General features: G+C 51.7%; 29 protein-coding genes. 12 read left to right on the forward strand and 17 right to left on the reverse strand.

Features of this window, described 5'->3' with window-relative positions; genetic code table 11:
* Positions 1 to 96: 96 nt before the first annotated feature.
* Positions 97 to 681 carry a dihydrofolate reductase family protein gene (locus tag ACMYSK_RS07460; protein ID WP_434641459.1) on the reverse strand — a complete coding sequence of 195 codons (585 nt, stop codon included), beginning with the start codon at positions 679 to 681 and terminating at the stop codon, positions 97 to 99.
* A gap of 316 nt (positions 682 to 997) precedes the next feature.
* On the reverse strand, positions 998 to 2,206 hold the full coding sequence (locus ACMYSK_RS07465) for an MFS transporter (protein ID WP_434641461.1): 1,209 nt from the start codon (positions 2,204 to 2,206) through the stop codon (positions 998 to 1,000).
* Positions 2,207 to 2,310: 104 nt separating this feature from the next.
* Here ACMYSK_RS07465 and ACMYSK_RS07470 point away from each other — a divergent pair, with 104 nt between their 5' ends.
* Positions 2,311 to 3,228 carry a LysR family transcriptional regulator gene (locus ACMYSK_RS07470; RefSeq protein WP_434641463.1) on the forward strand — a complete coding sequence of 306 codons (918 nt, stop codon included), beginning with the start codon at positions 2,311 to 2,313 and terminating at the stop codon, positions 3,226 to 3,228.
* 104 nt (positions 3,229 to 3,332) lie between these two features.
* Here the strand turns inward: ACMYSK_RS07470 and ACMYSK_RS07475 are convergent, their stop codons facing one another.
* On the reverse strand, positions 3,333 to 3,905 hold the full coding sequence (locus ACMYSK_RS07475) for a TetR/AcrR family transcriptional regulator (protein ID WP_434641464.1): 573 nt from the start codon (positions 3,903 to 3,905) through the stop codon (positions 3,333 to 3,335).
* Between the two features lie 99 nt (positions 3,906 to 4,004).
* On the opposite strand from ACMYSK_RS07475, the gene ACMYSK_RS07480 reads away from it, so the two are divergent.
* Positions 4,005 to 4,898: an ABC transporter six-transmembrane domain-containing protein gene (locus ACMYSK_RS07480; RefSeq protein WP_434641466.1), complete on the forward strand. Its 894-nt coding sequence runs from the start codon at positions 4,005 to 4,007 to the stop codon at positions 4,896 to 4,898.
* Positions 4,899 to 5,007: 109 nt separating this feature from the next.
* Here the strand turns inward: ACMYSK_RS07480 and ACMYSK_RS07485 are convergent, their stop codons facing one another.
* A complete protein-coding gene (locus ACMYSK_RS07485; RefSeq protein ID WP_434641468.1) occupies positions 5,008 to 6,384 on the reverse strand; it encodes a serine hydrolase domain-containing protein in 1,377 nt (458 codons plus the stop codon).
* Between the two features lie 136 nt (positions 6,385 to 6,520).
* Between ACMYSK_RS07485 and ACMYSK_RS07490 the strand changes: the two genes are divergently transcribed.
* From ACMYSK_RS07490 to ACMYSK_RS07500, 3 genes are all read left to right on the forward strand, one after another.
* Positions 6,521 to 7,432 (forward strand): LysR family transcriptional regulator, encoded by a 912-nt coding sequence (locus tag ACMYSK_RS07490; protein WP_434641470.1) that lies wholly within the window; start codon positions 6,521 to 6,523, stop codon positions 7,430 to 7,432.
* Between the two features lie 268 nt (positions 7,433 to 7,700).
* A complete protein-coding gene (gene ydfZ / locus ACMYSK_RS07495) occupies positions 7,701 to 7,904 on the forward strand; it encodes a putative selenium delivery protein YdfZ (protein WP_434641472.1) in 204 nt (67 codons plus the stop codon).
* A gap of 269 nt (positions 7,905 to 8,173) precedes the next feature.
* A complete protein-coding gene (locus ACMYSK_RS07500; RefSeq protein ID WP_434641473.1) occupies positions 8,174 to 8,527 on the forward strand; it encodes a DUF1294 domain-containing protein in 354 nt (117 codons plus the stop codon).
* Positions 8,528 to 8,533: 6 nt separating this feature from the next.
* Here the strand turns inward: ACMYSK_RS07500 and ACMYSK_RS07505 are convergent, their stop codons facing one another.
* Positions 8,534 to 9,454, reverse strand: coding sequence for a LysR family transcriptional regulator (locus ACMYSK_RS07505; RefSeq protein ID WP_434641475.1), 921 nt, complete (start codon positions 9,452 to 9,454; stop codon positions 8,534 to 8,536).
* Between the two features lie 97 nt (positions 9,455 to 9,551).
* On the opposite strand from ACMYSK_RS07505, the gene ACMYSK_RS07510 reads away from it, so the two are divergent.
* The 3 genes from ACMYSK_RS07510 (at position 9,552) to ACMYSK_RS07520 (ending at position 11,662) form a co-directional block, all read left to right on the forward strand.
* Positions 9,552 to 10,610: an SDR family oxidoreductase gene (locus tag ACMYSK_RS07510; RefSeq protein WP_434641477.1), complete on the forward strand. Its 1,059-nt coding sequence runs from the start codon at positions 9,552 to 9,554 to the stop codon at positions 10,608 to 10,610.
* Between the two features lie 154 nt (positions 10,611 to 10,764).
* A complete protein-coding gene (locus ACMYSK_RS07515; RefSeq protein ID WP_434641479.1) occupies positions 10,765 to 11,160 on the forward strand; it encodes a VOC family protein in 396 nt (131 codons plus the stop codon).
* Between the two features lie 64 nt (positions 11,161 to 11,224).
* Complete coding sequence (locus ACMYSK_RS07520) at positions 11,225 to 11,662, forward strand: GNAT family N-acetyltransferase (protein WP_434641481.1); 438 nt, start codon at positions 11,225 to 11,227, stop codon at positions 11,660 to 11,662.
* Positions 11,663 to 11,722: 60 nt separating this feature from the next.
* Here ACMYSK_RS07520 and ACMYSK_RS07525 read toward each other — a convergent pair whose 3' ends face one another.
* The 3 genes from ACMYSK_RS07525 to ACMYSK_RS07535 form a co-directional block, all read right to left on the reverse strand.
* Positions 11,723 to 12,055, reverse strand: a complete 333-nt coding sequence (locus ACMYSK_RS07525) for an NIPSNAP family protein (protein ID WP_434641483.1) — start codon at positions 12,053 to 12,055, stop codon at positions 11,723 to 11,725.
* 85 nt (positions 12,056 to 12,140) lie between these two features.
* Complete coding sequence (locus ACMYSK_RS07530; RefSeq protein WP_434641485.1) at positions 12,141 to 12,443, reverse strand: putative quinol monooxygenase; 303 nt, start codon at positions 12,441 to 12,443, stop codon at positions 12,141 to 12,143.
* A 128-nt stretch (positions 12,444 to 12,571) separates the two neighbouring features.
* Entirely contained in the window at positions 12,572 to 13,474 is a 903-nt protein-coding gene (locus ACMYSK_RS07535) for a LysR family transcriptional regulator (protein WP_434641487.1), read from the reverse strand.
* 98 nt (positions 13,475 to 13,572) lie between these two features.
* Between ACMYSK_RS07535 and ACMYSK_RS07540 the strand changes: the two genes are divergently transcribed.
* Positions 13,573 to 13,881, forward strand: a complete 309-nt coding sequence (locus ACMYSK_RS07540) for a monooxygenase (RefSeq protein WP_434641489.1) — start codon at positions 13,573 to 13,575, stop codon at positions 13,879 to 13,881.
* Positions 13,882 to 13,977: 96 nt separating this feature from the next.
* On the opposite strand, the gene ACMYSK_RS07545 is transcribed toward ACMYSK_RS07540, so the two are convergent.
* Together ACMYSK_RS07545 and ACMYSK_RS07550 are read right to left on the reverse strand one after the other, a co-directional pair.
* Positions 13,978 to 14,187, reverse strand: a complete 210-nt coding sequence (locus ACMYSK_RS07545) for a tautomerase family protein (RefSeq protein WP_434641491.1) — start codon at positions 14,185 to 14,187, stop codon at positions 13,978 to 13,980.
* 12 nt (positions 14,188 to 14,199) lie between these two features.
* On the reverse strand, positions 14,200 to 14,940 hold the full coding sequence (locus ACMYSK_RS07550; RefSeq protein ID WP_434641493.1) for an SDR family NAD(P)-dependent oxidoreductase: 741 nt from the start codon (positions 14,938 to 14,940) through the stop codon (positions 14,200 to 14,202).
* Between the two features lie 119 nt (positions 14,941 to 15,059).
* Here ACMYSK_RS07550 and ACMYSK_RS07555 point away from each other — a divergent pair, with 119 nt between their 5' ends.
* Positions 15,060 to 15,980, forward strand: a complete 921-nt coding sequence (locus tag ACMYSK_RS07555) for a LysR family transcriptional regulator (RefSeq protein ID WP_434641494.1) — start codon at positions 15,060 to 15,062, stop codon at positions 15,978 to 15,980.
* Between the two features lie 97 nt (positions 15,981 to 16,077).
* Here ACMYSK_RS07555 and cybB read toward each other — a convergent pair whose 3' ends face one another.
* Together cybB and ACMYSK_RS07565 are read right to left on the reverse strand one after the other, a co-directional pair.
* Entirely contained in the window at positions 16,078 to 16,614 is a 537-nt protein-coding gene (cybB, locus tag ACMYSK_RS07560; RefSeq protein WP_434641496.1) for a cytochrome b561, read from the reverse strand.
* 30 nt (positions 16,615 to 16,644) lie between these two features.
* A complete protein-coding gene (locus tag ACMYSK_RS07565; RefSeq protein WP_434641498.1) occupies positions 16,645 to 17,334 on the reverse strand; it encodes a VIT1/CCC1 transporter family protein in 690 nt (229 codons plus the stop codon).
* A gap of 157 nt (positions 17,335 to 17,491) precedes the next feature.
* Here ACMYSK_RS07565 and ACMYSK_RS07570 point away from each other — a divergent pair, with 157 nt between their 5' ends.
* Complete coding sequence (locus ACMYSK_RS07570; protein ID WP_434641500.1) at positions 17,492 to 18,385, forward strand: cation diffusion facilitator family transporter; 894 nt, start codon at positions 17,492 to 17,494, stop codon at positions 18,383 to 18,385.
* 28 nt (positions 18,386 to 18,413) lie between these two features.
* Here the strand turns inward: ACMYSK_RS07570 and ACMYSK_RS07575 are convergent, their stop codons facing one another.
* From ACMYSK_RS07575 to ACMYSK_RS07590, 4 genes are all read right to left on the reverse strand, one after another.
* Complete coding sequence (locus ACMYSK_RS07575) at positions 18,414 to 18,701, reverse strand: hypothetical protein (protein WP_434641502.1); 288 nt, start codon at positions 18,699 to 18,701, stop codon at positions 18,414 to 18,416.
* 242 nt (positions 18,702 to 18,943) lie between these two features.
* Positions 18,944 to 19,861, reverse strand: coding sequence for a M14 family metallopeptidase (locus tag ACMYSK_RS07580; RefSeq protein WP_434641504.1), 918 nt, complete (start codon positions 19,859 to 19,861; stop codon positions 18,944 to 18,946).
* Between the two features lie 271 nt (positions 19,862 to 20,132).
* Positions 20,133 to 20,540, reverse strand: a complete 408-nt coding sequence (locus ACMYSK_RS07585; protein ID WP_434643970.1) for a DUF2000 family protein — start codon at positions 20,538 to 20,540, stop codon at positions 20,133 to 20,135.
* 57 nt (positions 20,541 to 20,597) lie between these two features.
* A complete protein-coding gene (locus ACMYSK_RS07590) occupies positions 20,598 to 21,452 on the reverse strand; it encodes a helix-turn-helix domain-containing protein (RefSeq protein WP_434641505.1) in 855 nt (284 codons plus the stop codon).
* Positions 21,453 to 21,775: 323 nt separating this feature from the next.
* Between ACMYSK_RS07590 and ACMYSK_RS07595 the strand changes: the two genes are divergently transcribed.
* Positions 21,776 to 22,804, forward strand: coding sequence for an LLM class flavin-dependent oxidoreductase (locus ACMYSK_RS07595; protein WP_434641507.1), 1,029 nt, complete (start codon positions 21,776 to 21,778; stop codon positions 22,802 to 22,804).
* Positions 22,805 to 22,851: 47 nt separating this feature from the next.
* On the opposite strand, the gene ACMYSK_RS07600 is transcribed toward ACMYSK_RS07595, so the two are convergent.
* Entirely contained in the window at positions 22,852 to 23,187 is a 336-nt protein-coding gene (locus ACMYSK_RS07600) for a gamma-glutamylcyclotransferase family protein (RefSeq protein WP_434641509.1), read from the reverse strand.
* Positions 23,188 to 23,417 lie beyond the last annotated feature (230 nt).

The raw sequence follows: 23,417 nt of genomic DNA on the forward strand, positions 1-23,417 counted from the left end.
AATCAAGAGAAGCGCATAAAGTAATCATAGCGAGATCACTCAAAATGCAGTCGTTCGGCGGTTTTGTTCCTCTTACAGAACTATCAGAACCTTGCATTATTGATTTGGTTTCACCTCGTAGCGCAGGCACACGACCCCCGACGGGAAAACTTTACTCTTCACCAGCATGAGTGAAGTTTTGTCTTTTATGTTTTTGAACAAGGGAATGCCTTGCCCCAGCAGAATCGGATTGACGAATAGCCAGTACTCATCGATAAGGTTTTCCGCCATTAGCGCGTGAGTCGCTGAGGGACTGCCAAACATTAACATTTCGCTGCCCGCGCTATGCTTGAGCTTGCTGATTTCGTCGCTTAAATTGCTACTGATAATTTGCGTATTTGGGTGATTTTTTTCTAGCAGGGTTTTCGATAACACCACTTTATGGGCAGATTTATACCAACGCGAATGCGCGTGGTCATGCGGGCTAGCGTCAGGCTTATCGGCAGCAGTTGGCCAGTACGACTCCATCATCTGGAAGGTGATGCGCCCATATAAGGCGGTGTCGGTCTGCTGAATCCGCTGCTCCACGTATTCAAACAAGTCGGGGCTTATGCTTATCCAGGCCAGACCCGCCGCCCCCTCAGCGGTAGAAGCGACAAAACCATCCAGCGAGACATGGACAAACGAAACTATTTTTCTCATGATTTTCTCTTTGATTAAGTTTTGATTACCTGGCCTGCGAGGCGCGCCAGGGTTTGACTCCCGCCTCCTGGCGCACCCATTTTCTCCAACGCCTTTTTTGCGTGCATCCGTATCCGGTTAAAACAGCTTGCTCTCCATGGCAAGCCCCTATTCCCGAACATCTGCAATTAAGTATAAACCCTGTCACCAATACGGTTCTGGAGCCGCGCCCATTGGAGACTACCCCCCTGATATGTGTGATGGGTGCGAACTTCCGCTCCTTGCTCAACGTGGCCCCCTGCACCACGTCCCGTCCGCTCCAGGCGCTGGCGTTATGCTAATCCATGATGAGGTGATCGGGCTGGATGCTACGTTTAGCCAGTTTCTTTTGAAGTATGATGACCATGACGGGAAATACTGATGCGACTACTGCACTAACAATCAGCAGCCTGTTTAGATTTTGCGTTGTTATTCCCTGGTCAGGTAGCAATAAGGAAGACAGAAAGAATGCGAGGGTTGTTATCAGGGACATCATTGCTGCCTGTAGTGAAGAAAAACTGGCTCGTTGTTCATCTTCAGGATACTGAATAACAACCGATGAAGCGCAAACAAGTCGGCTATATGAGGCCCCAAGAAATAAGGTTATAAACAGAACAGCATTATGGTAGCCTAGCGCAGGAATCAACAAACTTGCTATAAAGAACAGCGTTGAAATTATTGCCAGCATCAGCGCAGATAAACGTGATATTAGAATACCTGTTATTTTTGTAGCCAGAAAACCGGCAACTCCTCCACTAAAAAACAATACCGGCAACAGGTGTTGCTGTGCGCCCATATACAGCATCATTAATGGAGTCAAAATGGGGATAATCAGCATGGGACTAAATTGCACTCCAGCAGTACAAGAGGCGAAAAATAAGGTTTGAGTATCAAAAGACAGATGACTCTTCACGCTGGATGGAACCGTATCTCTGGGAATAATAAGCACAATCAACGGTAAACATAGCAGGCAAAGTGAACTAATTAACCACAGCGCAGTATGCCAACCATAGTGCGTGCACAAAAATAATATAGCTGGCATGCCGACGATACTTACCATCGAAAATGATGCAATCACCGTTGCCAGCATTTTCCCACGCAAGTTAGCTGGAGCATAGTTTATCAATATACTTGTACCCACCCCCATTGTCGTGCCACCAACCAGTCCTGCAAAAAATCGTAGCGCGAGCAGCGTTTCAAAATGAGTCGTGAGTGTGGTCAAAAATGTTAATACACCCAGCAGCACCATATTCTTGACCAGGAATTGTTTTTTATTAAACCGGTCGATCATATAAAAAGCAATAACGCCAGCAAGGACAGCCCCCAGAGTGTACATACCAGAAACATAGCCAGAAAATGATACCGGAACCGAAAATTCATCGGCCATAAAAGCAAAAACAGGCGTAAACGCCATGTATTCCAGCGCATGAGTGAACTGGATAAAAGCCATGACAATGGCTATCTGCATAAGGGCTTTATGATTGAACGTCTGTGTGACCTGTAGCATAGCAAGCAACCTATGGATAAACGATACCCTGAGTTTAACCGCTATCAATGGTGTATATTATATGGTAAAAACGGCATTTATTATTATCAAATATGGGATAATTAATGCGATCAGCTCTTGATTTTCACACCCTGAAAGTGTTCATTGCGGTGGTTGAAAGGGAAAGTTTTGTTGGGGCATCGAAAGTCCTTGAAATGCCGTCATCCAATGTGAGTCGTTGTATTTCTCAGTTAGAAGAAAGACTGAATCTTCAGCTCATTGAGCGCAGCACCCGACACATGAAACTCACCCAGGCTGGGCACCTGCTTTATAATCGAGCGAAGCCATTACTGGAGGCGCTTGAGCAAACTGAGACAGAATTAACGTTGCGGCAAATGCAACTCAAGGGTCCATTACGCCTCTGTATTCCCAATGAAATAGGCCCTGCATTGCTGGGTTCTGTCATTGCCGATTTTGCCTGTCTGTACCCGGACCTGGAAATCAGCTGTGTCACAAATTTGTCAGGACTCGAATCCCTGCGGGATGATCTGGATTTAGCTATTATTATTACCCGTGGTCAGATGGATGACAGTGACTATATCGCCCGTCATCTGGTGACTATCCCTTGCACCATTGTCGCAGCCCCCTCCGTCATTCAGCGTTATGGCACCCCTTCTCATATCCAGCAATTTGAAGATTTGCCCTGCATTACCACGGTAAGTGCACTGAAAGGTGCGCCCTGGCAGTTTGTCAATAAAAAGGGGGGATTCGAGACAATTAAGGTGAATGCGCATTATCGGGTTAACAGCGGAGAGATGGCGGGACGAGCTGCAGTATCAGGTGTCGGTTTTGCCATTCTCTCGAAACAAGCCTGCCAGCCCTACATTAGCGATGGGCGGTTAGTCGAGGTTGAGTTTGAACAATCGGCAGCCCCGTTGCAATTGTTCGCACTTTATTCAGACCGGCGGTACCTGCCCGCCAAAACAAGAGCGCTGATTGATTTCATGCAGCAGAAATTACGCCATCTGTCCCTGGCAACCTAAGCCGGCATTGACGCCACAGCGTGCCCCGTAGATACGATGAATCTCTACGCAAGACAGAAGACCACGCACCGCGGCGAGATATACATCGCGAAAACCCGACAGGGTTACAGAATATGCCGGATAAAATCCTGCAAATCATCGCTGGCTAACTGGCACTTCTCCGGCGACGGATGAATAATCAGATTCTCGGAGTAGCCGTTAAGCATTGCCGTAAACTGACGCGTAACGCGTTCGGTATCTACCGCCCGGAAGGCTTTTGTCTCTACGCCTTCGCGAATAATGCCGGCGATCATCTCCATCCACTGATCCATATTCCGCTCGGCAAGTTCGGCATAAGCCGCGTTATGCGACGCCACACGCCATAGAGAGTCATAAAGTTGCCAGACGGCATCCGGCCCCTCAGGGAGATAGTTTTTGATAAGCACCGTCAGTTTCTCGTGGGGAGTCAGGCCGTTTAAAGACGCCGTTAACTCTTCCAGTTCTTTATGCATAAATCGCGCGAGTGCTTCGATGCAAAGAGACTGCCAGTCCTTGAAATAGTGATAGATATGGCTGCGCGAAATGCCCAGATGTTCGGTTAACTCTCGGGTGGTCACTTTCTCTATTCCTTTCTCGATGAACAACATCACAGCGCCATCGAGGATCCGCGTTCTCAGTTCTTCGGTCTTCTTTTTCATTCATATCGCCCGGATTGACTTTGAGCAATTGCTCAAATAGACTCATCTTTCAATATTTGAGCAACCGCTCAAATATCTATTTTAACAGAAACACAAACAATGATAAGCCTGAATACACACGAAAAATCCACGACCATTTACAGTGCGGTGGACACCCTGAAGTCTCTGGGCCGCCTGCACAGGAAAAAACTGGCGATCACTTTTCTCCTCGTCGTTGCTGAGAACCTGACTTACCTGCTGTATCCGCTGATGGCGGGTTTTGCTATCAACGCGATTATTGCCGGTAACGCCCTGCACGCTGTGTTCTATGCGGTGATCGTATTTATTATGTGGGCGATCGGGGCCGCTCGCCGCAGTGTGGATACCCGTACATTTACACGGATCTACGCTGAGCTGGCGGTGCCCGTTATCCTTGCGCAACGCCAGGATAAGCAAAATACGTCCACCATTGCCGCTCGAGTCGCGCTTTCCCGGGAGTTCGTCGACTTTTTTGAAAAGCATTTGCCTGCCCTGATCACCTCCGTTGCTTCCATTCTGGGGGCGGCCATGATGCTGCTGGCAATAGAGTTCTGGACGGGAATTGCCTGCCTGGCGATCCTCGGGTTCTTTTCATTATTCCTGAGAGGTTATACGCGTAAGAACGAAGCCCTTTTCCTGCGCCTTAATAATCGTCTTGAAAAAGAAATCGCGATGGTCAACAGCGCATCGCCCTCCCCGCTTATCCGGCACTATCGCTTGTTGTCCAGGCTGCGCGTGTGTTTGTCCGACCGTGAAGCCTTTGGCTACCTGTCCATTGGCACCGTCGTCGCCCTCTTATTTGGCATGACCATTCTAGCCATGACGTTGGGTGGCGTGGCCGATGCGGGCCACATCTATTCAGTCATGACCTATATGTGGATGTTTGCTATGAGCCTTGATGACGCCCCGCAACTGCTGGAAAAGTATTCCCAGCTAAAGGATATCGGCAGAAGAGTGAATACCGGACATGGTTAAACGACGAACCGTATGCGGTGATGTCGTGGTCTTGCACTGAACAATTCTGTGATGTTCCTGTGATGCCGCTTCACGCGGCATCGGGAATTCCGGTTTAACAAGCCTGAACTTACTGCTTCAGTTTATCCATTGCCGCATTAAGGAAACTGTAGGTTTCATGCTCTTTCGGGTCGATCCATGGCGTTTCCCAGGTACTCCAGACTACGGCGACCACATTTTCTTTCTGGTTGATAGTAATAAACTGGCCAAACACACCTTCAGCCGTAAATGCACCAGACAAATTAGGGAAATTCTTTACTGGCGTCTGGCTGTAGGCATCTTTACCCCATACCTTAGGATTGTCGAGATCGTCCCAGGCAGTCCACTGACCTTTCGGGAAAGACCACCAGTTATAGCCATAGCCCATGGGGTTCGCAGAAGGATGCGATGGGACATTAATGGAAGAATAGAGAGCACCTTGCTGATTCTCCGGTGAGTCCGCTGCCGGCTCCCCAGCATCAGCAACCCAGCCATCAGGAAGCACTTTCTGACCCTTAATAACGCCATCATTGAGGATAAACAACCCGAATCGGCCATAGTCTCGCAGCGTCATACTTAACGATCCTCCCGCAAACTCCTGGCCGTTTTTTGACTCCAGCAACCAGTAGCCATCTGATTCCATGCCCATAGGGACCCAGATTTTACGTGACAAATAACTCGATAACGACTCCCCTCCTAGGGCAGCGGTCAACACTTCACCTTCCATGTGTGTTTCGCCGGTTTTATAGTTAAACTGGGTGCCAGGTGCAGCAGCCCGGGGTAACTTTGACATCACGCCAACAATGCATTTGGCTTTCCCTTCTTCAACACACTTAAACATGGCAGAAAAGTCAGAGTCCGGATCCCGATAGTCTTCATTCCACTGCACTCCGGAGGTCATCTGCAACAGCTGACGAACGGTGACGCCATCGTAGGCCGTGCCCTTCATCTGCGGAAGATAGTCCGTCACCTGATCATTAATATTCTTGATCTTGCCATCTTTAATTGCGGCACCAATAAGCGTTGAAACAATAGACTTCCCGGTGGAAAACGACGTCCATTTAGACGTTTCAGTATTTCCCTGGGCATATCGTTCAAGTGCGATTTTTCCGTCTTTAATGATCAGCAGCCCGGCAACGTTGTTACGTTTCATAAAATCATCGATGCCGTAGGTATGAATGCCATCAGGAGAATATTGCACGGCGTTGAGTTGCACCGGGGCGGCAGGCAATGGAGAAACAGTATCACCACGGCGGAAAGTGCGAGTGTTGAAAATTTTGTCAACGTTGCGGTAAGTACCCGGCTGTTGAGCGTGCTTCAGGGTGAGAAAATCAGTTGCCGCTCCAATATTATCCTGTGTTTTGGAGGATGCCGTCGCAGGGGAAGCGAACCCTGTAAGAGGGATGCAAAGCGTCATAACACAACAAAACTGGCTCAGGGTCTTATTATCTTTATCAGTAGGATACATGTTATCTCCGGATCACTGCTTCAAGCACCATGCTCAAAACATGACCACCAGTATAGGTTTCCCCTCCTCCAGCAGATAGACAGGCGGCAGTTAACGTGACATCATTTAGTTAACACCAATGAAACATTTTTAAAACATGAAGTATTACCAGCTTAATGCGTTAGTGGCGATTGCCGATGCCGGGAGCATTCGCCATGCCGCCAAAATACTGCTGACCTCTCCAGCCGCGATCACCAAAGCGATACAAAAGCTTGAAGCAGATACGTCCCTGCAACTGGTTATTCGTAATTCAACCGGGATATCCTTCACGGCTGAGGGAGAAAAACTGTTGATTCAGGCCCGCCTGCTGGTCGCACAAATGCAAACGGCCCATCAAACAGTTGAGGGTTGCAAAGGTGAAATGACGGGGCGTTTATCGGTTGCCATCACCCCTTGGGTGGTCATGACGTTATTACCCAAAGCAATCTGCCTGTTTCAACAACGATTTCCTGACGTTCAGTTAGACGTGCATGAGGGACTAGTCTCCGTTGCCTACCCTAAACTACGTGATGGAAGCCTCGACCTCTTTATTGGGCGACTGTCAACGCAAGGTTCGAGCACAGAATTCCAGTATCAGCCTTTATTTTCGTCCGAGTTTGCCGTAGTCGCACGACAGAATCACCCGCTGGCGAACAGCCGCTTCCTCGAGGATCTTGCGGATGCCCAATGGATTTTGCCGTACATCCCGGATGGTTTTCCTTATGCTTCGAGGGTACATGTCTCATATTCGCTTTCCATCGCCATGAGCCTGTTACGCAAAACCGATATGTTGAGCATTTTTCCCTGGCCATTGGTGGAGGAGTGCGCGCAACGTGACGGGCTGTGTGCTTTGCCGTTACGAGAATCAATGGGGGAAGTACTCGTTGGGTTGATCAACCGTGTCGGACAGCCAACCGGGCCAACTGCTGAATACTTTGTGGCGTGTCTGATGCAGGTATTACGTGAGGAAATATCCCAGTCGGCCTCCCCCTACAAGCGCATTCTCCATTCCGTTGAACTCTTAGTTTAATTGTGGCAGCAGGACACCAACGATGTAGCCGCATTAGATATCTTGTTCCACTTTGGCATAACTCCACTTCTTGTTATGCGGTTTTATTTGGTCAATCCGCCTTATCTCAGAAATTTATCCCCGTCTGCGCGGTTAAAAAGTGTGACATTGATCAACCTCAACAAAATAAGCGGGTCAGAGGCGTATTGCTATTACGTCCGTTATTTGGGGCTATCCCTGATGATGAAGCGGATTCTTTGACGCACTCATATTTAAAGGAGAAATACCTATGGTCACTTACGATCGTAACCGTAACCCTATTACCAACGGCAGCCAGGTCATGATTAATGGCACGGGAAGAACAGGTAAAATTGTTGCGATACACGCCAATGGACTCACTCCAGCCCAGCTACGCCGCAGTAAAACTGTCGAAGTTGAAGGTAATGAAGGCCAATTCGAACCCGTTGAACTGATTCGTCTGGGTCTCCATTAATGATATGAATGCCGCTGCGGGGCCAGGCTGGCTAGCGTACCAGGCATTCAGCCTCCGGTACCGGAACGGCACTCTTTTGATGACGTCACCATGAGCACGGTATATCGGATTTGTACTACATCGCGTCTACAGTAGGCTGCCGGTATCTTACTCACCATATCCTGCACATTAGCCCGATGACCACGCCACACTCGTCGCCTGGGTATCTTCCTGCCGCCTGTTGAGTATAATTCGGCTTCAACACATTCCGCTCGTTACTGGCTAATGCTATGAATCTCAATCGCTTCTGCTATTTTCTCCTCGCCTTAGCGGCGGCGGGAAGCCTGTTGACTCCACATCCCTTTATCGTATGGTTCCTGCTTGCCAACGTACTGACGCTGGTAATTTACGGTATGGATAAACTGGCGGCGCGCAAGGCCTGGCGCAGAGTGCCAGAGTTGACTCTGCTGGTGTTTGGTTTTGTGGGAGGGTGGCCAGGCGCGATGGCTGGTCAGCAGCTCTTTCGCCATAAAACGCAAAAACAGCCTTTTAAAACCTACTTCATCATCAGTGTGATATTGAGCATCCTGGCGATGGCAGCGGTTTACCAGCTTTCACCATTTTCTCCGCTTGCCGCGTCCTGAACCTGTTCAGCTGGTTTTATCCACAGCGGATGCGGGGCCATCAGGGATTCCCGTTAATTCAGGCAGTAATTGTTCGATCGCACGGATAATGTTCCTGACCCTCTGGGGAATAAAGCGGGCATCGGGATAGACGGCATAGAGAAAGCGGTCAGGCAACCGGTAGGCGGGTAATACCGGAACAATTCTGCCGGATAGCAAAGCGCTGGCCGCAAGCGGAACCTGCATAGCCCCGATACCAATGCCTGATTCTATCGCCTGTAACAGGGCGTCACTGGTGTTAGCCCGGAAAACGGTATTCACTTTTACGTCGAGAGTGTCATTACCCAAGACCAGACGGAGCAGTGCGTCCTGTGGGATAGCGCTGAATCGCACGTACGGATGCGCGGTCAGCTCACTCGCGGTATGAATCGGTTTAAAACCGGGGGCGGCAAACAGTGCCGTTTCAATACGCGCCAGCACACGCGCCGCATGCGCCTGCGAAGGTTCATTGCTCAGCCGCAGCGCAACATCCACCCCTTCAGTGACAAGATCGGCGATGCGGTCATCCAGCGACAGCATCAGGTGCAATTCTGGATTCATTTTCTGCAACCCCAGCAGGTGCGGCAAAAAAATCTGTCCCAGACCACTCGGCAACTGCACATGTACCCTACCCTGAAACTGATGATCGGCAGGGTTCAAGCGCCTTTCCGCTTCCTGCATGGACTCCAGTAACAGCTGCATATCACGCCGATAGCTTTCCCCCTGCTCGGTCAGCGCCATCACACGCGTTGTACGATGCATTAATACCACCCCGAGATCTTCCTCAAGCGCCGCGACCTGCTGACTGACGGCAGATTGTTTCATCCCGCTCTGGCGAGCAGCGGCAGAAAAGGAACCCGCTTCTGCTACGCGTAAAAAGGTGGCAATGGCATTGAGCTTATTGTTCATTTAATGATTCTGCTTATAAGTGCTATCGGTTTCATGGGATATGCGTGAAAAAAATAATATATCACACTGTTTCTATCACCTTCCCTGGAGAGAAACCATGAATAAGATGCAGCCCCAAAAAGTCGCGCTGGTCGCTGGCGCAAGCGGTATTGTCGGTCAACAGCTCGTCAAAACACTCCTGCACAATAAGTGGGAGGTTATCGGTCTGAGCCACCGCGTCCTGTCCCATCCTGACAATATTCCGATGGTAAACGTTGATTTACAGGATGCGCAGGACAGCGCAAATACGCTGCAATCCCTCAACGGTATCACCCATATTTTTTACAGCGCCTGGATGAATGCCGCGAACTGGACAGAAATGGTTGCACCGAACGTCGCGATGCTGCGCAACCTGGTCACTCATATCGAGAAAGTCGCCCCGCTCCAGACGGTAAGCCTGATGCAGGGATACAAAGTCTATGGAGCACACCTTGGTCCGTTTAAAACCCCGGCGCGTGAAAGCGACCCCGGCGTACCCGGTGCTGAATTTAACGCCGCTCAGCTCGCATGGCTCAGCCAGTTTCAACGAGGAAAACCGTGGCACTGGAATGCTATCCGCCCAGGCGTGGTGGGCAGCGCGGTGCCAGGGAATGTCATGAATCTCGCCCTGAGCATCGCGCTGTATGCATCGCTGTGCCGGGCTCAAAATTTACCGCTGCGTTTTCCCGGCTCGCGACAAACCTGGCACAGCATCGTTGATCATACTGATGCCGGCTTACTGGCAGAGGCTACGCTGTGGGCCGCTACCTCATCTGCGGCACAGAATCAGGCTTTCAACGTGAACAACGGCGACGTCTGGCGCTGGAGCGAGCTGTGGCCACTCATCGCTCGCTGGTTTGCACTGGAGGAGGCCCCGCCGGTCAGGCTGTCATTTAACCAGCTATTCAAGGACTATCATGCGCAATGGCGTGAACTTGCCGGGCAGCACCGGCTGGTGGAGGCGGATCTTACAACGCTGAGCGACGGGAATTTTGCCGATTTCGTGTTTGGCTGGAATGACGACATGTTCGGTGATGGCAGCAAGCTGCGCCGGGCGGGCTTCACTCGCATGCAGGCAACCGATGAGATGTTTTTCAGTCTGTTCTCGCAGCTAAGAGCCGCACATATTATCCCCTGATACCGCCTTGCGCAGCAGAGTTTATCCGGCTTCTTACCGACCGTTAGCTGTCAGCTGCGAGTATTGATGAACAGGACCAATACTGACGGTGGGCGCGGTTCTTTTGTGATAAAAAGGATTGCGGGCAGTGGTGCCCAACTGGATGGAGTAAAGCATGAGAACGCAAAAGCGATGCCTGGGGTACGTAGCCGTGGTCGTAGATGACTACGATCGCGCAATTGAGTATTACACGGACAAGCTGGGCTTTACCCTTGTAGAGGATACCCCACAGCCAGGAAAACGCTGGGTAGTGGTGACGCCGCATCCAGAAAGCGACTGCAACATTCTTCTTGCCCGCGCCTCCAGTGAGAAGCAGGAAGGTTTTATCGGCAACCAGTGCGGCGGAAGAGTATTTCTGTTCTTGCAAACTGATGATTTCTGGCGCGACTACAAGGCGATGAAAGCAAAAGGCGTACATTTCTGTGAGGAACCGCGACAAGAGGAGTATGGAACGGTCGTTGTGTTTGAAGACCTCTACGGCAACCGGTGGGATCTTTACCAAAACGCTTAACCGCGCCTGAGTGTCTCACTCATACGTCTATACGTAGTTTCTGCTTTTTAAAAGGGCATACGAAATGAGCGGTTCAGTTGAAGAGATAAGTCTTGAAGTATGCGAAACCCCTGATGCGGCGCAACTGACGCCAATTGCAGAAGGGCTTAATGAATTCAATGAGTTGATGACTGGTATCAACGATCGCAAGCCGCTCGCGGTCTTTATCAAATCAAGCAAAACCGGCGAAGTACTCGGGGGAATGCAGGGGCGTTCATCATTGGGCCTGCTATTTATCGATCTTTTCTATATCCCGCCTGCGTTGCGTAAACTGGGGATCGGTACAGACATCCTGCGCCGCTTCGAGGATGAAGGCCGCAAAAGAGGCTGTACTGCGGCGTGTCTCTATACGATAAGCTTTCAGGCCCCTGAGTTTTACAAAAAACATGGCTGGGAAGAGTTTGGGCGTATTGAGTGTAAACCAGACGGAACCAGCCGGATTTTCATGAAGAAACGACTATAAATAACCGCCAAACCCATGGGGTAAACCGGCAGGACAGGCATTATCGCTGTCACAACTCACTCATGAGCGCTCGCGTAAACTTTCAACTGCGCTGTCACTGAGGGTGAGTACGGATTTAACACTGATGTCTATTTTATCGATAATCGCCTGCCGGGGGCCATTGCGCCACGCTTCATCGCTGTAAAAGGATGCCTGAGAGGATTTCAGGTGGGACAGGCTGGCATAAGCTCTGATCAGGTAGTAAGCATCCTCGTCATCAATTGAGATCCCGAAAGCCACGATATCCATATTCGCTGAGCGATGAAGTGGCACACTTTGCTCCATCATTATCTGGTGAAATGCTTCCCCGGTGCCGGGTTTAAGGGTATACAGCAACAATTCTACCGTTTTCATCCCTGCTCTCCTTTTTGATTTGTCTGCACATAACGCACTCGCTCCGTGCGAATAAACCGGTATTAGTCACAGGCAGAATGGCGCTTTAAACATTATCCGGCCTGACCAGATTATTCATCAGAACGTACTGCGCATCCTGACGTTTATATTGATCAATCATTGGCACAAGCCGTCTGAAATGCTCACTGGCACAGTGTATATCGAGCGCCGCACGGTCCGGCCATTCCTCAATAAAAATGAAATGACCCGGATCTTTTTCATCAATATACAGATCGTAAGCGATGCAAAGCGGTTCCTTTTTTGTGGCTAATATCAGCTCACGGTAAAAAGGCATAACGATGGCAACACACTCAGGTTTTATAAAATCTTCAGCAATGACTTTTAACATTCCAGCCTTCAGGAAAAGAAGAATTTATACACTATGACCGAAAATACTCTTTTGGCAAAGACTGTGCGCCATCGCACCAGCCCACCCTATCCAATAGGGCACCGCGAGCCGTTGCCTTCCCGAGAGTGTTAGCCTTTTCGCACGGCGGCATCGGCCATCAGCAGTTCAAAGAGCGCTCTTGCCGCAGGCCCGGTATCTTCACCCTTTGGCAAAGTGACATGTAACGGTACCTGATAGTCGAAACCTTCCTGAACGTTGAGCGTGGTAATACCAGGGTCACTGCGCCGTTTTATCAGGTGTTCAGGCAACCGACAAAAACCGAGACCAGCGCTCACGGCATCAATGGCGTAATCAAAATTGTCCACCGTTATTCTACGCTGCGGCTTCAGCCAGCCCACATTTTCGCCCTGCGCGCCATCCTCGTACCCCAGGTCACGCAGAACAATTTGTGTCGTATTAAGCAGTTCACTCTGACTGACTTGCCTCTCCCCGGCGAGTTCGTGGTGAGAGGAGATGACGGGAAGCATTTTTACATGGCCGAAAAAGGAGGAGGGAAAATTTTCGACAGGCAGATTAATAATGGCGATATCTGACAGTTTCTCTTTGACGTATCGCCGCGTAGCGCTGAGAGAGGTCTCACGTAGCGTGATCGATGTTAGCGTATTTTCAGCACAAAACCGGGTCAGGGGCGCGTAAATCCATTGCCGGTCACACAGGTGATCAACGGAGATAGTGAGGCTGGATTCATAGCCTTCTGCCAGCAAACTGCTGAGCTTTTCCAGCTGCCTGGCCGTTTCAAGCATACTGCCTGCTTTGCGCAGAAGCATGGTCGCGCTGGCGGTAAGCCGCGTTTTTTTACCCACCACTTCCACCAGCGCCGTACCCAGCTGCCCTTCTAACTTTTTAACGGAATACAACACAGTGGTATGGCTTTTATGCAGCCGTTCTGCCGCCGCCTGAACGCTTCCTTCCTCACTTATGGCAACCAGATTCATCCACTGGTCCAGGGTGGTCTTTAGTCGTTCTGTCATGTTTTTGCACACATAATGGCTAAATTATGCAGTTTATTGTGCAATATATTGAAAATAATATACAGACTCATTCATAAGAACGTTCTCCTGGAGGGAATATGTCGAAAAAACTGCTGCAGCTGCATTTTGATTTTAAGGGGCCGTTCGGTGCAGAGATGTCACGCCAGCTGGTTGAACTTGCCGAGTCCATTAACCATGAGCCTGGGTTCATCTGGAAAATCTGGACGGAGAACGAAGCTCATCAGGAAGCCGGTGGCATCTACCTGTTTCAGAATGAAGAGACCGCCACGGCCTATGTCCAGAAGCATTCTGCCCGCCTGAAACATCTGGGTGTGGATAACGTGGCGTGCAAGATTTTCTCTGTTAATGAGCCATTGACTGCACTTAATCACGGCAAAATTAGTTAATAAACCGGGCCCTGCCTTCGATGAACCCGGTCTATTCGCACTATCACGTTGCTTATCACGCTGAATAATATGGGGCAACAAAGGGCGCATTTCGACCTATCGCAAAGGCTCATTTTTGCGCAAGTCGCTGACGCTGCGCCCGCCGACGCCCCAGTTTTCCGTATCGACCTCATCAATCACTACGAAGGTCGTGTGGTGCGGTTTATTGAGCACCTGATGGAGAAGCTCGGTCACGCCTTCAATCAGCCGTCGTTTATGCTCAGCGCTGACCCCTTCCCGGGTGACCTTGATATTGACATAAGGCATCGTACTCTCTCCTTACCAGACTCCTGCGGTGGCCCCGCCATCAACCGTCATCACCGTTCCGGTAACAAAAGTCGCGTCGGCCAGATACAGCACCGCATCCACAATATCCCTGGGTTGGCCAATCCGTTCAGTGGGTGACAGCCCCTTTAAAAACGCCAGACTCTGCTCATCCGACTCATGCATTGGCGTCGAAATAATGCCGGGCGCCACGCCGTTCACCAACACATTATGCGGCGCCAGCTCCAGCGCCAGTCCGCGAATGGCCTGATTCAGCCCTCCTTTAATCAGCACGGGCAACAGTGCCGGAACCTTACGATTAGGCTGCATCGCAATCGACGCCGTGATGGTAATAATATGCCCGGATCCTCGCGGTGCCATGTGGCGCGCCGCAGCCTGAGCCGGATAAAAGAAGCCCTTAAGATTGGTGTCCGTCATCGCCCCGACATCCTCAGGGGTGTATTCAGTCACGGGTTTTGCCACAAAGATCCCCGCATTGTTGACCAGAATATCGACCTGTCCAAAGTGCTGCTCGGCCTGGGTGAATAAACGGGCCGATGTTTCCGGAAGCGAGATATCGCCCGGCACCAGCAGTAAATTCGCTGGGTTACCCAGGCCATCAGCCGCGGCTTGCAAACGCGTAAGTGTGCGCGCATTCGCGACAACATTGTCATTCCTGGCCAGGAAAGCCTGAGCGATGGCTAAACCCAAACCGCTGGAAGCGCCCGTCACAATGACCGTTTTCGTTCTGTTCATGTTATGTCCTTTTTCCAACCGTTAGTGGCATGACATAAACGATAATTGATGCTAGTTGATTGAAAAATGGGCCTGAATGAATTTTAATTTATACACAATGTAATTAATCAGGGGGTAGCGTGCAGCGCTATTTTGACGATCTTCAGTTAGGCAGTATCGAGCTGTTTTGCCTGACCGTGGAAACCGGCAGCTTTACAGCCGCCGCCGCCGCGGCAGGTGTTACACCGGCCGCCGTCAGCCGGTCTGTCGCCAGGCTGGAGAAACGATTGCAAACGCGACTATTTATCAGGACAACGCGCAGCATGCGCCCGACGGACACCGGCCAGCTGTACTATCTGGATTGTCGCAAGGCGTTAAGCCAGTTCGTGGAGGCTGAAGAAAAAATATCGGGTGAACGACAGATGCCCGTTGGCACCCTCAGTATCAGCGCGCCTACGCTGTACGCGCACTTCCGTCTGCTGCCGCGAATGTCGGCTTTTTGCGCCCTTTACCCCGATGTGACGGTAAATCTGGAAGTGAGCAATCAGAATATTGATTTCGCCGAAGACCAGTTTGACCTGGCCATTCGCGGTAGCGAACTGCACGATTCTGGTCTGGTGGCACGGCGTCTGGAAGATACCGAGCTTATTATTGTCGCAACGCCGTCATATCTGCAAAACCATCCCGCCCCGACCACCCCAGCCGATTTGGCGCACCACGAGTGCATTCAGTACATTCTTCCCGGCAACGGTCGCCCTGCCCCGTGGACATTTATGGAGCATGGCCGGGAATACAGAATGGAAACCCGTGGACGGTTAGTCTGCCGGGAAGATTATCTTGCCACCCTGACGTTGGTGAAAAGCGGCGCGGGGGTCATGCAGGTTTACCGCTTTAGCGTCGAGGAAGAATTAAAGCGCGGCGAGCTGATTGAACTGCTGCCTGACTATGCCGGCACTACCCGCCCCTTTATGCTTATTTATCCTTATACGCGCTATCTGCCGCTAAAAGTAAGAAAGTTCATTGATTTCCTGCTCAACACACCCGAACCGCGCACTGACTGATTAATTATCCACGACGATCAGACGCATTAATAACATCACGGTGGCGATGCCAGTCGCGCGCTACCGGGGTTCGGGTAAACCTTCGCTGATAGCCTGTTTAGTCCCTGTTTTTTCCAGGCATCATCCTTTTTAAGGTGTTGTCCCGCCAAACATAGTGATGCATTAAGGCCGCCACAGCGTGTAAACCAATGATAAAGTAACCCGTATTGGCCAGCAGTTCATGAATATCCTTCAGACTGTTTTGCAGCAGGCTATTTTTTACCGATGCCACAGGCATATGAATAAAGACAAAGACCCATTCTTTTTGACCAAAATAGAGCGACATCACCCCAAGAACAGGAAGTAAAATAAAAAGAGAATATAAAATAAAATGCCCGACGGTGGCGCTGAGGCGCTGCCAGTCCGGAAGAGGAGGAACGACCGGGGGCTCAGGGGAAAGAAACCGCAGTATCATTCTGACTAACATCAGAATAAACACGCTCACCCCGCAACTGTAATGCGCGATGCCCATCCAGTAACGCCCCGTGGACCCCTTGGGGAACAAGCCCTTTAATTCCATCGCGGCGTAAGTTATCACGATCAGCAGAAAGACCAGCCAGTGGAGCGCAATCTGGCTACGCGAATATTTTTTCAATTTTATCTGTCCTTATTGCTTAACGGTATTTCAGGCCAGCGTCTGGCCGGCAAGAGAACCCGCACCCATCGATAAGACCATGGCGATGGTACTCCAGAAGGTGATTCTCATTATTGCCTTCACCGGCGACGCTTTGCCTGCAACCGATGAGATATATCCAAGGATAACCAATGAAAAAAGCGTGGAGACAATAACAAACGGGAGCACCAGCATAGCCGGCGCCAGCCATGCAATGAGTACAGGTAACAACGCACCCGCAGAAAAGCTGAGTGCAGAAAACAGGGCGGCCTGCAGAGGGCGCGCGGAATTAGTCTCCGTCAGTCCCAGCTCTTCCCGGGCATGGGCATCCAGGGCATCCTTCGCCATCAGCTGCTCCGCAACCTGACGCGCCAGGGTCGACTCCAGCCCCCGCTGCCTGTAAAGCGAAGTCAGTTCCTGTACCTCTTCCTCATAGTTTGCGGCAAGCTCTCTTTTCTCCTGAGTCAGCGCCGCATTTTCGGTATCAGCCTGCGATGAGACGGAAACATACTCCCCTGTAGCCATCGACATAGCCCCCGCAACCAGCCCGGCTACGCCAGCGAGCAAAATACCCGCCGGTGAAGTACCCGCGGCGGCAACCCCGAGGACCAAACTGGCCGTTGACACAATGCCATCATTTGCTCCCAGCACCGCCGCTCTCAGCCACCCGACTTTGTCGATACTGTGTCGTTCCAGATGCATGGTGTGGTTTTCCTTTTAATCAGGAAATTAATCCCCCCGGTATGAGGGATATATAAAAATCACCTTTCTCGGTAATTTATTCTTTCATCATTAACCTTACATTAAGATTGAGCCAGTATAATTCTGGCCATCATGTTTTATTTATCCGGAATGTTTTATGCGAAATGATAATGGGTATCATGAACGTTCAGTGATGGCGCGAAAAAGCACCTTAGTCAGCGTAGCGGTTAATGTTGTTTTATCGCTTATGCAGATTCTCACCGGTATATTTTCCGGTTCTCAGGGTTTAATTGCAGATGGAATTCATTCTCTTTCTGATTTAGTGGCCGACTTTGTCGTGCTGTTTGCCAATAAAAAGAGCCGGAAACCCTCGGACAGTGACCACCACTACGGACACTGGCGGTACGAGAACGGCGCCTCAATGATTCTCGGGATGATGCTCATGGCCGTCGGGGTCGGAATGTTGTGGTCTGCCGCCGGAAAATTACTCCATCCGGAGTCGCTTTCTGAGGTGCATATTGCCGCGCTGTGGGTTGCCCTGGCGGCACTCGCCATCAAAGAAACGCTGTTCCGCTATATGCTCCGGGTAGCCACCCGCCTCCAGTCCTCTCTGCTGATGGCCAATGCATGGCATGCCCGTTCCGATGCCGCGTCGTCGGTTGTCGTGGCCATCGGTATTACCGGAACCCTGGCCGGATACCCGTGGTTTGATCCGGTGGCGGCGGGTGTGGTTGGTTTGCTGATACTCAGGATGGGATATTCATTCGCTTCTGACGCGATGCATGACCTGATGGACCGCGCGGCGGATAGCGATAAGGAACATGAAATAAAAACGCTACTCCGGTCAACACCGGGAGTAGCCGGACTTCACGATCTTAAAACGCGTAAGGTGGGCGATCTTATTCTTGTCGATGTGCATCTGGAGGTTCCTGAACACCTCTCCGTCAGAGAGGGCCATGACATTGCGATGGCGGCACGGGAGCGTGTTTTACACCAGCACGGGGTACTGAATGTGATGGTGCATATTGATCCATGTTCAGCCACAACGTGACATCAGGAGGAGCAGCACGCAGACTCGCTCAGCACTGTTGCTCATGTTGACTCTCATTCAAGGACGATGACGAGCCTGAATGCTGTTTTTTTTCGCCTTTAGGATAACGGAATATTGCCTGCCGAGGATCAATCAGCAACCGCAGCGCATGTATAGATATTGCCGCCCCGATGGTGGAAAGTGCGCTCCCGACCAATGCATAGAATAAATCACCTAAACACCAACAGTCCCAGGCGATAAAAATATTCATGGGCACAATAAAAATAAACTGGAAAACGGCCATAACAAAGATGGAAATATGAACACCCGCAGTCATAATTCATTATTTGATTTTTACTATTGATGATGAATATAAGCAATCAGCCCGTAGCCCTGTTTATACAGCCCAGGCTCACCCCCTGGCATGCATATACAATCGCAAACGATGATGAATACAATTACAATTTTCTTTTTTGAGGACAATATGTATTTTGCGAAACGACCGTTCGATAAATGCGAAAATACAGCGACAACAACACCAGCCGAGTAGACCGGGCAATACCTGCCCGGTCGGCTAAATCAGTTCGATAAGGCAAATTCTATGGCCCGGCGGACCGTGACAACCTGCGCCCTGGTACACTGTTCCGGGGTGGCATCCGCGCTGTCGGGATAGACTTCGGTGGTGGTTGTAAACGGGGCGTCGGTGATCGTCGAACACAGGTGCCAGGCGTTATTGTCATACTCAACAATCCCCGGACCGGTGACCGGATACCCGAGCACGGTTTCGCCGGGTTCCGACGGGGCAATGTGCGTTACCTGCGCAACAGCGGCAATCAACGCGCTCTGGAAGTCGAGTCTTGAATTGCGCGTGTTGCTGACCAGATAGTAGCCATCAGGAATATTCTCCGGGGTGTACGCCACGCCGTCTCGGGCAGACCGCGCGGGGCTGAACTCGCTCTCGTCCGTATCGGTCGTTTCATGCAAATCGACGTGAACGGCGAACCGGCCGTTCTGCGCAGCAATGAGCCTCATCAATGCCTGGGACTCTTCTGCTGCCCCCTCCAGGAAAAATTGCCGGTTAGGGTCGACGGCCTCGAAGTTCCAGCGGGCAATATGCTCGTAGGCCCAGGGGCTGATGCAGGGAGCAACCAGTAAATTGATTTTCCCCGCATACTCGTCCTGACACTCCGATAAAAACGTCAGGGCGCCCATCACGCCGCTTGTTTCATACCCGTGGACGCCTCCGGTAACAAGAGCTACCGGCAGAGCATCGTCCCAGCGTTTTGATTTTACCGCCATCAACGGATAAACATCATCGGCATAACGCAACTCGCCATACTGAATGACATCGTAGCGATGCTGTAGGGTATCGAGGACGTCTAACACATCGCGCTGATAGCTCCTGGATCGCGTCTGACTCTGCTGCCACTGGTGCTTTTCGTCTGCGCTCCAGGGGTGTCCCGGCGTACCGATTGGATAAAACTGATTTAGGGTCATATTGCACTCAAAGAATAAAAGAGAAGATCCGGTGCGGGAACAAGCGGCATACCGTCTGGCTCCCGAAGCCTTCGCTCAAACATGTCAGGCATGCAGCCCATTGGCTACGTGCCCCATCCCAGAATTAAAGCATAGATTGCCGCAAGGACCATAGCAGCATCAGGCAACGCCAGACGCCCTTCCCGCCGCCGATGAGGGTGAATGCAGAGCCCGCCGGTTTACCCTGCTGCCGGTCAGGGACAAGCCCAACCCCGTTTCAACAGCAGGGACACTAGCCGTGCAGCGCCAGCCCCTTGATCACTTTATCCACCATTTTTTTCGGCCCACGGATCCCCAGCCCGACCAGGTCCAGATTATCCGCATCGGCGGCCTTAAACACCTCGCGGTTGGCCTCATCATGCCCGGTAGAAAACATGGCGTGAATGTAAGGAATGATCGTCACTTCCCGCTCCAGCGCTTTGCGATGAACGGTTTGCAATTTTTCCAGGTCGGCTGCAAATATCAACATCGGCTGGCCAGACATATTGCCATAGTGACGGCCCAGAGAATCGATATAGGGTTGTCCCACTATCTCCGGGGCCGCAGAGGTGATCCCCGTCGCCAGAAATGCCACGACGTTCAGTCGCTGCCACGTCGCTAAATCATCCCGCACGATATAGGCAATCTTGGTATCAAACATCATCAGAATACTCCCGTCTGTACTACGAAAAATCCATCTTCGCGTACGCAGCGGGCATCAGTATAGAACGTTTGAGCAACGGCTCTGAAAGGCAACCGGTGATATCCGGTAGGCGCGTCTGAACCAGCGGCCTAAGTGGCTTTGGTCGGCAAAACCCGTCTCTGACGCCACCTGCGACGGCGAGAGCCCTTGAGCCAACAGCTGTCGCGCCGTACGCAGGCGCAACCTGACAAGATAGGCATGAGGCGTCTGCCCGAAGGCCGCCTTAAATTGCCGGCTCAGGCGAAAGCGGTCGATACCGCTGATATCAGCCAGCTCATCGAGGCCGGTGTTCCAGGCAAGATGGTCGTGCAGATAATCCCGGACCCTGTTCATCCTGACCAGTGAATCGGTCATCGCCGCCGCTGGCCTGACTTCTACATGAGGCGTAAGGTGTGCCACCAGCCGATCCAGGCTCTCATCACACGCCAGCCGACCTTCCCCATGATGAATAGCAGCAAAAGCTTGTGAGATGGCGATAATTAATTGCCGATCCTCCGTCAGCGTATGGCGAAATGCAGCCTGCACCAGAGAGATATCACCCATACCGCGCTGGCTCAGGCTGTTGGCCATCCAGCGCTGCGGAATATACAGCATGGCATAGGTAAACCCGCTGGGCTGAGGGGAATAGCCATCATGCAGCGCCCCTGGCTCGATAAGGATCGCATTCCCCGGCGTACTGGTGTGGAGTGTGCGATGACAGCTGAATCGCTGTGAGCCCTGTAACGTCACCCCGAGCAGCAGTTCCTCGTGATCATGGCTGTCGTAGGCGTGGCCTTTAAAGTGGGCGTTAACACTTTCAATTCCCGTATGGGCATCGCGACGAAAGTCGACCCAATCACCGTTGGTCGACTGCTCCGTTCTTCCTGGCATAATCACACTCTGGCAGCGTTTGCGAAACAATAAGCTTAACAGGGAACCGCGGGGCGTATTGGCCTAAAATGCGCTGCAAATCAGCGGAAACAAGGCTTGCTACGCGCCAGCGAGTCATCCCCGCGCAGGTTTCAACGTCCTGCTCCGCAAGCAATACCTCCCCGACTCTATCAATTTATTTGATGCATTATGTTAAATAAACGTTATTTATTATCATCAGGGAATACGTAAAGTAGAGATAATCCAACGCGGGGACCGGCTGGCCGTACGTAAGCCGCTCCTCGCCTGCTGAATATTTCCCTGCAAACCAGGATAAAGACGTTATGAAAAAGATCGGATTTTTGTCATTTGGTCACTGGACACCGTCGCCGCAGTCCGGTACCCGCTCAGCCGCTGACGCGCTGCTGCAATCTATCGATCTGGCCGTTGCCGCTGAAGAACTGGGGGCTGACGGAGCCTATTTCAGGGTGCATCACTTCGCCCGTCAGCTCAGCTCGCCGTTTCCCCTGATGGCCGCAATCGGTGCCAGAACCCGACGTATTGAAATCGGCACCGGCGTTATCGATATGCGCTATGAGAACCCGCTGTACATGGCCGAAGATGCAGGAGCGGCGGATTTGATCTCCGGCGGTCGCCTGCAGCTGGGTATCAGCCGGGGCTCCCCGGAACAGGTGATCGATGGCTGGCGCTATTTCGGCTACGTCCCTGCCGAAGGGGAAACCGAATCCGATATGGCGCGCCGGCATACCGAAGTGCTGCTGGATGTCCTGCGCGGTGAAGGCTTTGCGAAACCCAATCCCCAGCCGATGTTCCCAAATCCGCCGGGTCTGCTGCGCCCGGAACCCTATTCGGCAGGCCTGCGTGAGCGCATCTGGTGGGGCGCCGGTTCGAATGCCACCGCGCAGTGGGCCGCCAGACTCGGTATGAACCTGCAAAGCTCAACCTTGAAAGACGATGAAACCGGCGAACCGTTCCATATTCAACAGGCGAAACAGATCCGCGCCTACCGCGACGCCTGGGCACAGGCGGGGCATACGCGCACGCCCCGGGTCTCCGTCAGTCGCAGCATTTTTGCGCTGATGGACGATCGGGACCGGCGGTATTTTGGCGCCAGCCATGACGACAGCGATAAGGTCGGCTTCCTGGATGAGAAGACTCGCGCGATTTTCGGTCGCAGCTATGCTGCGGAGCCGGATAAGTTGATCGACCAGTTGAAGCAGGATGAGGCCATCGCCGAGGCGGATACGCTACTGCTGACCGTGCCGAATCAGCTCGGGGTGGATTACAACGTGCACGTCATTGAGTCTATTTTACGTCATGTTGCGCCGGCGATGGGCTGGCGCGAGCAATAAATGGGGTCGGCTTGCGCCCCGCCCGCTTACCGCGCGGGGCGCACAATCTACTCGCTGGTTCGCGGCTGAAGCTGGTAGATCCACGCGGTCACCCGTTCTCCCTCAACCGTCGTCACCTCGACCTCAACGCGGTCGTAGCCCTCTTCAAATTCATCCAGCATGGGCCAGTGTGCCGCAAGCTTATCTGATACAAACAGAGATCCGTGAACCTGAGCGCCGTATCTATCGAGCACGATCCCGGGGAAATCGGCAGCGGCGCCCCAGCCGCGCGTATAAAACGTGCCATGTACCCAGCCCGGCAGCCACTCGCCGCCGATACTTTCCAGAAGTGGGGCATTCTCATGGCCCGGGCGCAGCGTACCGTAGACAAATAAATGTTCCATTCTCCCTCATCGGCAAAGTCATCCAGCCCAACGGGCAGTGAAAAGAGTCAAAATACGAGGGATCACGGCGCTTAGCAAGACGCGGAAACAGCGATATGCCACCCTCATAGAATTGATTAATTTTTCTGTAGTGTTTTTCAACCGCTTAGCGGATAAGGCGGCTTTCCGGGTTGCCGATTCGCCATGAGTAGAGTATGCCTGGAGTGTCTTATACCCTCAACCTCACTCAC

The sequence above is a fragment of the Klebsiella sp. I138 genome (assembly GCF_051131765.1).
Lineage (GTDB): Bacteria > Pseudomonadota > Gammaproteobacteria > Enterobacterales > Enterobacteriaceae > Klebsiella.